Raw genomic sequence first — 9,185 nt, forward strand, 5'->3', positions numbered from 1 at the left:
CGCCCGCCCCAGCTCCCGTTGCGGCCCCTGCCGCTGCCCCCGCCGCCGGTGAGACCGCCGTGAAGAGCCCCATGCCTGGCAATATCTTTAAGGTGGAGTGCAAGCCCGGCCAGGCCGTAAAGGCCGGCGACGTGCTCATCGTCCTGGAGGCCATGAAGATGGAGATCGAGGTCTCCGCCCCCGTGGACGGCACCGTCAAGGCCGTGGCCGCCTCTGTGGGCACCGCCGTCAACACCGACGACCTGCTGGTGACCCTGGGTTAAATCGACAAATGAACCCCCGGCGTCTGTTTCAAGACGCTGGGGGTTTCCTTACTTATACCGACGATCTGCTATGCTCCAGCCTAGATACATATTAATATCATGGACTGCATCTGCAATAAAGTCCTTGCATTTTATATTCTCTCTCAATTCCCTCAGCAAGTACGGTTTTACTACTCTTTTATCAAGCTTTCCAAACCTACGGGCGATATGGGCCAACCCAATAATAGCGTTTCCTCTAACAATTTCATCCTCTGCTTGCAAAAGCTGAATACACATTGACTGTGCAAAACCATAATCAGGGCAATCAAATCCTAACGCCATTGCCAATTCTGCTTTTTCCTTATTTGAGCCGCTTCGCAGTATTTGCACAGCTAAAGCATCTGTATACTGTTTTCTTTGCGCTAATACCCTTTCCATCTATCAAATACCTCTATTTTAATTTTGAAAGCTCTATTTGGTGTATTTATTATAACTGAATTTGCAGAATTTGCAAGTGGCTGGAACAGCGAGGGAAAGGAAGGTGTACTATAGAGAAGTTTAGGCTGGAAGAGGGCGCGATGTTATTCAATAAGGAGCGGGCTGTGCTGGCCCGTGCGAAAAAGCTTCCGGTGGTTTATGATGAGGATTCTCCAGAGATGACGGATGAAATGGAGCGGGCCTTTACCGCAGTAAGGCAGGAAAAGCCATATCGCCATTGGCCCACAGCGAAATGAACGTGTCCCCGGTTGACACCGGGGACTTGTTTTGCATCAGCACAAAAAAGGCGGCCATTCACTGTGGATGGCCGCCTGAAAACTGGAATCTGTACCCTGTTATTATTGTATCCGCGCCAGCATTTGGATGGCTTCCTCTCTGGTCGCGGGGAAAAAGATGTCTCTGCCCTGGTTGGACTCGTAGATAAAGTCCCTCAGAGGCTTGCTGGTATAGTGGGAGTAGTCGCCATAGATGGCGGCCTTCGTGTGGTAGTTGATAAATTTTTGAAGAATTTCCCCGGCGATGCCGGTGCTGAGGACGAAAAACTCCTCGCGGACCAGCTCCTTGGGGATGGCGACTCGCTCCGCGCCCGTCTCACACTTCACGGACATAATCAGGTCCAGGGCGGACTGCGCGTCGGTTATAACAGCCTGATCGCCGGAAATCACCGCAATATCAGCTCCATTTTCTTTCCAAAGTTCAATCTTCATAAGTTCCTCCTTTAAAAGCTGCGGTACAAATTCCAGCTTGAGGACAGATATTAGCACAAGTCTGCCAGCTTGTCAACTTGAGCCCGCTTATTTTGTGTTTGGGATTGTTTTTCTCTACAACAGCGTGTATAATGTAAGCTAGTAATATATTGACCGCACATAAGGAGGAGCATTATGGAAAAGCTGCTGGAACTGCTGGAGCAGGACTGCACCATGCCCATCGGCGCGCTGGCCGCGGCGGCGGGCGTGTCAGAGGAGGAGGCCAAGGCCGCCGTTAAAAAATATGAGGACGACCGGACCATTCTGGGCTACCAGGCCATCATTGACTGGGACCGGGTGCACAAGGAGACCGTGACCGCCCTCATCGAGGTGAACGTCACACCCCAATCAAAGGACGGCTTCGACCGCATCGCGGAGCGCATCTATCAGTACGACGAGGTGGAGAGTATGTATCTCATGAGCGGCTCCTTCGACCTGACCGTCATCATCTCGGGCCGCACCCTGCGCCAGGTGGCCCAGTTTGTGGGCGAGCGTCTGGCTCCCATCCAGGGAGTCACCGGAACGGCCACCCACTTCATCCTGAAAAAATATAAAGAGAAGCATCTGGTGTTCCGCCCCCAGGACCCGGAGGAAAGGGAGTACATCTTCGTATGAATTACGACAACATCTTAAATCAACGCATTCAAAATATCAAGCCCTCCGGCATCCGGAAGTTTTTCGACATCCTGGAGGAGATGACCGACGCCATCTCCCTGGGCATTGGCGAGCCCGACTTTGTCACCCCCTGGCACATCCGGGACGCGGGCATCTACTCCCTGGAGCGGGGCCACACCAAATACACCTCCAACGCCGGCATGCTCCAGCTGCGCCGGGAGATTGCCAGCTACCTGAACCGGCGGTTTGACCTCCAGTACGACTATGCCAGCCAGATTCTGGTTACTGTGGGCGGCAGCGAGGCTATCGACCTGGCCCTGCGGGTGCTGGTGAACCCCGGGGACGAGGTCATTGTCCCGGTGCCCTCCTTCGTCTGCTACGGCCCCCTGGCCGAGATGGCGGGAGGCGTGCCCAAATATCTGACCCTGAAGGCGGAAAACGAGTTCCGCCTTACCCCGGAGGAGCTGCGGGACGCCATCACCGACAGGACCAAGGTTCTGGTGCTGCCCTTCCCCTCCAACCCCACCGGGGGCACCATGGACCGCAAGGACCTGGAGGCCATCGCCGAGGTCCTCCGGGGCACCGATATCATGGTGATCTCCGACGAGATTTACGCCGAGCTGACCTACGGCCGCCGCCATGTCTCCCTGGCCAACCTAACTGACATGTACGACCGGACAATCGTGGTCAACGGCTTCTCCAAGAGCCACGCCATGACAGGCTGGCGTATGGGCTACGTCTGCGCCCCCAAGCCCATCATTGCCGCCATGACCAAGCTGCACCAGTTCGGCATTATGTCCGCCCCCACCACCAGCCAGTACGCCGCTGTGGAGGCCATGCGCAACGGCGACGGCGACATTGAGCACATGCGGGAGGAGTATGACCGCCGCCGCCGGTATCTGGTGGAGAATCTCAACCGCATCGGCCTGCAGTGCTTCGAGCCCAAGGGGGCCTTCTATGTGTTCCCCGATATCCGCTCCACCGGCCTGACCAGCGAGGAGTTCTGCGAGCGCTTCCTGATGGAGGAGAAGGTGGCCGTTATCCCCGGCTCCGCCTTCGGCCCCGGGGGAGAGGGGTTCGTCCGGGCCTGCTACGCCGCCTCTATGAAGGATATCGCCGAGTCAATCGCCCGGATGGACAACTTCCTCACCAACCTGCGGAGAAAGCAGGGACGGGAGGGGTAATATGTAGGGCGCGACGACCCCGGCGCGCCGTTAGGAAGAAGCTGCAATATCGCGGCGCGCCCAGTGGTCGCGCCCTACACAACAACACAAAGGATGTATGAGTTATGAACATCGTATGTTTAGATATGGAGGGGGTCCTGGTCCCGGAGATCTGGATCGCCTTTGCCGAGGAGACCGGCATCCCGGAGCTGCGCCGCACCACCAGGGATGAGCCCGACTACAGCAAGCTGATGCGCTACCGGCTGGACATTCTGAAGGAGCACGGCCTGGGTTTGAAGGAAATTCAGGCGGTCATCGCCAAAATCGACCCCCTGCCTGGGGCGAAGGAGTTTCTGGACAAGTTGCGGTCTGAGACCCAGGTGGTCATTTTGAGCGACACCTTCGAGCAGTTCGCCAAGCCCCTGATGAAAAAGCTGGGCTGGCCAGCCCTGTTCTGCAACACCCTGGAGGTGGGAGCGGACGGGGAGATTACCGGCTATCAAATGCGCTGTGAGCAGTCCAAGCTGACTACGGTAAGGGCGCTCCAGTCCATAGGCTTCGACACCATCGCCGCCGGGGACAGCTTCAACGACCTGGCCATGATCCAGGCCGGCAAGGCGGGCTTCCTCTTCAAGTCCACTGACGCCATCAAGGCCGCCCACCCAGAGCTGCCCGCCTTTGAGGAGTTTGATGAGCTCCTGGCTGCCATTGAGGGAGCGCTGGACTGAATGAAGATGGATAAAATCGGGATACTTTTCATCTATGCGGTCATATTTGCTGCTGTTTTGATTGTATTGATGAGTTTTTTGCAGGATTACTGGTTTGTCTTTGGTCTGGTCGGGGGCAGCCTGCTATTGGGCGCTCTGTGGATGCTGATTCAGAAGCTGGGCGGCATAGAGAAAAAGCTGGACAAGCTGCTGGAAGAGAAGAAAGAGGAGTAGGGGGCGGCGCCCTCGCCGCCCCGCCGTAATACGGGCCGCCGAAGGCAGCGGCCCCTACAGAGAACAGGTGAGGAAAATGAACAACAACTTCGACGCTCTGCCCTTCAAGCCTGCCGACATCCTTCTGCCCCGGGACTGCGATCTGTCCCTGTGGTCGGTGGTGGCCTGCGACCAGTACACCTCTCAGCCGGAGTATTGGCAGCGGGTGGGGGACCGGGTGGGCAGGGCCCCCTCCGCCCTGCGTCTGATTCTGCCTGAGAGCTGCCTGGAGGGCCCCAGCGTGGAGACCGACATCATGGAGATTAACAACACCATGAGCCGCTATCTCCGGGAGGGCCGCTTTCAGGAGCGCCCCGACGCCCTGATCTATGTGGAGCGCACCCTGAGCAACGGGAAGGTGCGCCGGGGCCTGATGGGGGCGGTGGACCTGGAGGCCTATGACTACGAGCCGGGCTCCGCTTCCGCCATCCGGGCCACCGAGGGGACGGTTATGTCCCGGGTGCCCCCCCGGGTGGCGGTGCGGAAGAACGCCCCTATTGAGCTGCCCCACGTGATGCTGCTGGTGGACGACCCCAACCGGGTCATCATAGAGCCCCTGTCCGCCCGGACGGAGGAGATGGAGCTGCTCTACTGCTTCGAGCTGATGGAGGAGGGCGGCCATATCAGAGGCTGGCTGCTCACCCGGGAGCTGAAAAACCAGGTGCTCCAGGCGCTGAACACCCGGAAGGACCGGGTGGAGCAGGAGCTGGACGGACTGCTCTTTGTCACCGGAGACGGCAATCACTCCCTGGCTGCGGCCAAGGAGTGCTACGAGCGGCGCAAGAGGATGACCGACCCCGCCCAGTGGCCCGGCCTGCCCTCCCGGTATGCCCTGTGCGAGCTGGTCAACCTCCACGACGAGGCGGTGGAGTTTGAGCCCATCCACCGGGTGGTCTTTGGCGTAAAGCCGGAGGAGCTGCTGGATGGCCTGATGAGCTTCTATCCCTCCGCCGTCCAGGGCAGGGGAGAGGGACACGTCCTGCCCTTTTCCATCAACCGCTGGAGCCGGGGGGAGATTACGGTGACCCGGCCCGAGGCCCAGCTGCCGGTGGGCACGCTCCAGAGCTTTTTGGACAGCTACATAGCCTCCCACCCCAGAGCCCGAGTGGATTATATCCACGGGGCGGAGACGGCAGAGCAGCTGGCCGGGGAGCGGGAGGACGCGGTGGCCTTTCTGCTGCCCCCCATCCGCAAGGATTCTCTGTTTACTACTGTTGTCTGCGACGGGATGCTGCCCCGCAAGGCCTTCTCCATCGGGCGGGCCCAGGACAAGCGGTTCTATCTGGAGGCCCGGAAGATCAGGCGGTAGAGGGCGGCCTCTGCGCCGCCCCGCGTTCCCCGCAAGGCATTGGATAAAGGGGCGGCACAGAGACCGCCCCCTACAATAAAAGCAGGAAAGGGAGGCACCCATCATGGAGGTCTTGGCCCGCGCCAAGCTGAATCTGACTCTGGACGTGCTGGACAGGCGGCCGGACGGCTACCACAATATGCGTATGATTATGCAGTCGGTGGAGCTGGCCGATGTACTCAGCCTGTCGTATAATGACACGGGAGAGCTGCGGGTATGTACCAGCCTCCACTTCCTGCCCAACAACGAGAAGAACCTGGCCGCCCAAGCAGCCCTGCGCTGGTATGAGAGCGATACCGTCCAGGAGCCGGGGAGATGGGACATCGAGGACTTAAAGAGCAGTCCCGGCTTCGGTGGGTTGGACATCAGCATAGAGAAGCATATTCCCGTCTGTGCCGGCCTGGGCGGAGGGAGCAGCGACGCCGCCGCCGTCCTCCGGGCGCTGAACCAGATGGAGGACAGATATCATGACCCGGACACAGTGGCCGGGATCGGGGCGCTGGTGGGCTCCGACGTGCCCTACTGCGTCATCGGCGGCACCGCCCTGGCCGAGGGGAGGGGGGAGGTCCTCACCCCGCTGCCCCCCCTGCCCAAGTGCTGGGTGGTGCTGTGCAAGCCCGAGTTCTCCATCTCCACCCCCGCCCTCTTCAACAAAATCGACAGCGTGCGCCTGCGCTGCCGGCCCGACACCCAGGGGGCCATTGCCGCCCTGGAGGCCGGGGATCTGACCGGGGTGGCCCGGCGGATGTATAACGTCTTTGAGGACGCCCTGCCTGACCGCCAGCGGGCCCGGGTGAACGACATCAAAAATGTCCTGATTCAGAGCGGAGCTCTGGGAGCCAGCATGAGCGGCACTGGCCCCACCGCCTTTGGCCTGTTCGACGACGAGGAACGGGCCCGGGAGGCCCAGGCGCGGCTGGCCGACTTCGGCGGCGAGGTTTTTTTGACCCGGACGGTTTAGAACAGAAAGGACAGCACAATCATGTGCTGTCCTTTCTGTTTTGTAATATGGCTTACTCTTCAAATATGTAATCTAAATCGGCTTTATAATCTCTTGCATCGGTTTTGTAACCTTCAATAGTTGTTTTTAGCTGTTCAAATGAACCGGTTGGGTTTTGACAAAAATCGAAGAAGGAACTAGTTGTAGTATAATACCCCTTCAAGGCAGGGTAATGTTCATAATCAGAATACTTTTCTGATAAATCTTTCATTTGTCCTTTGGCAATATCCAAGTATTCTTGAACCTCGGCGACTTTTCCATTTACTTTATATGCGTTAGATGCAACCATAACACACCAGGAAAATAAATCATTTTCCATAAGGCTAAAAGAGAAATCAGCCATATCTCTATATTCATTTCTCTTCTGGTCTGAACATGTTTCCCAGTTATCTCCCATCAAGTCAGCTAGTGTATATGCTGTACCATCTGTAATTTCGTTTTTTGAAAGCCCCAGTTCTTTAGCAAGATAAGAGCACCCTTCATCAATTATCTCATCATCATCGTGTATACCAAGCCGCCAAGCCTCATAAATATCAGAACCGAAGTCGGCTATAATCTGATAAGCAGCATCAACGTTTTGGTATGCTTCTTTGGATGCGTCAAATGCTTTCTTGTTTTTTCCCCCACCACAAGCTGTTAAAGTTACGATTAGAGCTGTGATAAGTGAGAATACGTAAAATTTTTTCATTTTTATCTCCTCCTGTTATTTGATGGTGTATACGATAACCGATATTGGTTAATATGATTATACATCATTTCAATTTAACATTCAAGTAGGAAGTGAGGCTTGAATGTTATGATTTCTTATAATAATTTATGGAGTGTGATGAAGGAGAAAGGAATTTCGCAATATGCGTTGATAAAGAAATACAATGTGAGCCCTGCCCAAATCACCAGGTTGAAGAGAAATGAAAGTGTTAGTACCCACACAATAGAAATGTTCTGTAAAATATTGGATTGCAAAGTAGAAGACATTATGGAATATATTAAGGATAATGAATCTTGATTCGGCGAGGTTTTTTTGACCCGGACGGTTTAGAACGCGACAAACCCGTCCATACTGTAGGAAAACTTACAGTGTGGGCGGGTTTTCCGTCCTGGGGAGGACATATGGATCGAAAATTGAAGCGCTGGGAGCTGGCGCTGATGGTTGGAATCATAACGGCGCTGGCGGTGGGAAGCTGGCTGGGGCAGGAGCAGCGGGAGCTGGCGGACAGCGTGATCCGCCTGCATGTCATTGCCAACTCAGACAGCCAGGCCGATCAGGCTCTGAAGCTGGCGGTGCGGGACCGGGTGCTGGAGGAGGCGGCGGAGCTGTACCCGGAGGGGGCCACCCTGGCCCAGGCTCAGGCGGCCCTGGAGGGGCAGCTGAACACTCTGGCCGCCGCCGGCCGGGCGGTGGTGGAGGAGCGGGGCCAGGACTACCCCGTCACCGCGCGGCTGGAGAGCTGCTGGTTCCCTACCAAGGAGTATGAGGGCTTTGCCCTCCCCGCCGGGAACTACACCGCCCTGCGGGTGGTAATCGGGGAGGGGAAGGGCCAAAACTGGTGGTGCGTGGCCTTTCCGCCCCTGTGCCTGGGGGCAGCCAGCGAGACGGTGGACCAGGCGGCCCAGGCCGGACTCTTCACCCCGGAGCAGAGCGCCCTGGTTACCGGCGAAAATGAGGGCTATGTCCTGAAATTCAAGGCCATGGAGCTTGTGGGCGAATTGCAGGGCTTTTTTGAACGGTAGGGCGGTGAATACCGCCCTATTCTATTGGAGCAGCCACGTATCATCCTGTCTGCAATCTGCAACAAATTCAATATAGATGGTCTGTCCCTGAACCTTGTACAGCATCAGATACCGTTTGCCAAAAAGCAGCTTTCGATATACCTTCCTGGGGAGTATGTCAGAGTCGAAATAGGGCGCCTGAAAGGGCATACGGGTCAGCGCCTCCGCGGCATTCTGGAAATCAGACATCAGCCTTTGGGCAAGGCGTTCTTCCAGCCGCGCAGCAAAGACCGCATGATTCCTCAGCTGAAATGCGGCCCGCTTGGAAATTACGAGCCGGTACTGTTCACGCTCTGACATGGTGCACCTCATTGATTGCATCCTTCATCATAGACAGGACCTCATCTAAAGTATAATCCTTCGCCCCGTGGAACCGGTCTGCCTCAACAGCAAGCAGCTCTTCGCTCAGCTTCAGCATCTTTTCCCGGCGGGTGAAGGACTCAATATCCATAACCACCAGGTCGCCCTCGCCGTTTTTGGTCAGGTAGACCGGCTCTCCGGTGGAGCGGCACAGCTCAGCAATCTCATTGTAGTTCTGACGGATGGCGGCACTAGGCTTGATGTTCATAGGGGATGCCTCCTTATAGCGAAATTATAATATTATTATACTCTTATCCTGCTATCTATGCAAGAGAAATTTTCGCTCCGCGCTCCGCATACTCTGTTGGGGAGAGGGGGGCTTTTTTTGGTGGGACAGCTGATTCTGGAGGCCAGGGGCCGGGGCCGGGCGGAGCCGGGCCGGCTGTATGGTCTGAATGTGCTGCGGGGGGCGGTGGACCCCGCGGGCTTCTGGGGGGAGCGCCGGCTGCGCCGGGCGGCCCGG

Annotated in this window: 15 protein-coding genes; 10 read left to right on the forward strand and 5 right to left on the reverse strand. The window is 56.9% G+C overall.

The features are described from left to right. Positions 1–263: acetyl-CoA carboxylase biotin carboxyl carrier protein subunit (locus D1641_RS17860; RefSeq protein ID WP_243149467.1), on the forward strand; the 263-nt coding region annotated here is incomplete at its 5' end. 48 nt (positions 264–311) lie between these two features. Here the strand turns inward: D1641_RS17860 and D1641_RS17865 are convergent. Beyond that, a complete protein-coding gene (locus D1641_RS17865) occupies positions 312–680 on the reverse strand; it encodes a hypothetical protein (protein WP_160668168.1) in 369 nt (122 codons plus the stop codon). A 140-nt stretch (positions 681–820) separates the two neighbouring features. Here D1641_RS17865 and D1641_RS17870 point away from each other — a divergent pair, with 140 nt between their 5' ends. Continuing rightward, complete coding sequence (locus D1641_RS17870; RefSeq protein ID WP_160668169.1) at positions 821–976, forward strand: hypothetical protein; 156 nt, start codon at positions 821–823, stop codon at positions 974–976. 102 nt (positions 977–1,078) lie between these two features. On the opposite strand, the gene D1641_RS17875 is transcribed toward D1641_RS17870, so the two are convergent. Further along, the gene (locus D1641_RS17875; RefSeq protein WP_160668170.1) at positions 1,079–1,447 is read right to left on the reverse strand and encodes a DUF4180 domain-containing protein; all 369 of its coding nucleotides are present in this window, start codon (positions 1,445–1,447) and stop codon (positions 1,079–1,081) included. 174 nt (positions 1,448–1,621) lie between these two features. On the opposite strand from D1641_RS17875, the gene D1641_RS17880 reads away from it, so the two are divergent. The 6 genes from D1641_RS17880 (at position 1,622) to ispE (ending at position 6,553) form a co-directional block, all read left to right on the forward strand. After that, positions 1,622–2,101: an Lrp/AsnC family transcriptional regulator gene (locus D1641_RS17880; protein ID WP_160668171.1), complete on the forward strand. Its 480-nt coding sequence runs from the start codon at positions 1,622–1,624 to the stop codon at positions 2,099–2,101. Continuing rightward, the gene (locus D1641_RS17885) at positions 2,098–3,285 is read left to right on the forward strand and encodes an aminotransferase class I/II-fold pyridoxal phosphate-dependent enzyme (RefSeq protein WP_160668172.1); all 1,188 of its coding nucleotides are present in this window, start codon (positions 2,098–2,100) and stop codon (positions 3,283–3,285) included. Before D1641_RS17880 ends, D1641_RS17885 begins: the two co-directional genes overlap by 4 nt. Before the next feature lie 104 nt (positions 3,286–3,389). Beyond that, positions 3,390–3,992, forward strand: a complete 603-nt coding sequence (gene thrH, locus D1641_RS17890; protein WP_160668173.1) for a bifunctional phosphoserine phosphatase/homoserine phosphotransferase ThrH — start codon at positions 3,390–3,392, stop codon at positions 3,990–3,992. Then, complete coding sequence (locus tag D1641_RS17895) at positions 3,993–4,205, forward strand: hypothetical protein (protein ID WP_160668174.1); 213 nt, start codon at positions 3,993–3,995, stop codon at positions 4,203–4,205. A gap of 76 nt (positions 4,206–4,281) precedes the next feature. After that, a complete protein-coding gene (locus D1641_RS17900; protein WP_160668175.1) occupies positions 4,282–5,553 on the forward strand; it encodes a DUF1015 domain-containing protein in 1,272 nt (423 codons plus the stop codon). A 103-nt stretch (positions 5,554–5,656) separates the two neighbouring features. After that, positions 5,657–6,553, forward strand: a complete 897-nt coding sequence (gene ispE, locus D1641_RS17905) for a 4-(cytidine 5'-diphospho)-2-C-methyl-D-erythritol kinase (protein ID WP_160668176.1) — start codon at positions 5,657–5,659, stop codon at positions 6,551–6,553. 52 nt (positions 6,554–6,605) lie between these two features. Here the strand turns inward: ispE and D1641_RS17910 are convergent, their stop codons facing one another. Further along, entirely contained in the window at positions 6,606–7,280 is a 675-nt protein-coding gene (locus tag D1641_RS17910; RefSeq protein WP_160668177.1) for a hypothetical protein, read from the reverse strand. Between the two features lie 108 nt (positions 7,281–7,388). Between D1641_RS17910 and D1641_RS17915 the strand changes: the two genes are divergently transcribed. Together D1641_RS17915 and D1641_RS17920 are read left to right on the forward strand one after the other, a co-directional pair. Then, entirely contained in the window at positions 7,389–7,598 is a 210-nt protein-coding gene (locus D1641_RS17915; protein WP_160668184.1) for a helix-turn-helix transcriptional regulator, read from the forward strand. Positions 7,599–7,702: 104 nt separating this feature from the next. After that, positions 7,703–8,323 (forward strand): stage II sporulation protein R, encoded by a 621-nt coding sequence (locus D1641_RS17920; protein WP_160668178.1) that lies wholly within the window; start codon positions 7,703–7,705, stop codon positions 8,321–8,323. A 21-nt stretch (positions 8,324–8,344) separates the two neighbouring features. Here the strand turns inward: D1641_RS17920 and D1641_RS17925 are convergent, their stop codons facing one another. Both D1641_RS17925 and D1641_RS17930 read right to left on the reverse strand, forming a co-directional pair. Continuing rightward, the gene (locus D1641_RS17925; RefSeq protein ID WP_160668179.1) at positions 8,345–8,662 is read right to left on the reverse strand and encodes a type II toxin-antitoxin system RelE/ParE family toxin; all 318 of its coding nucleotides are present in this window, start codon (positions 8,660–8,662) and stop codon (positions 8,345–8,347) included. Continuing rightward, positions 8,649–8,930, reverse strand: a complete 282-nt coding sequence (locus D1641_RS17930) for a type II toxin-antitoxin system Phd/YefM family antitoxin (protein WP_160668180.1) — start codon at positions 8,928–8,930, stop codon at positions 8,649–8,651. Before D1641_RS17930 ends, D1641_RS17925 begins: the two co-directional genes overlap by 14 nt. Positions 8,931–9,185: the final 255 nt, after the last annotated feature.

This window comes from Colidextribacter sp. OB.20, from assembly GCF_009911595.1.
Lineage (GTDB): Bacteria > Bacillota > Clostridia > Oscillospirales > Oscillospiraceae > Lawsonibacter.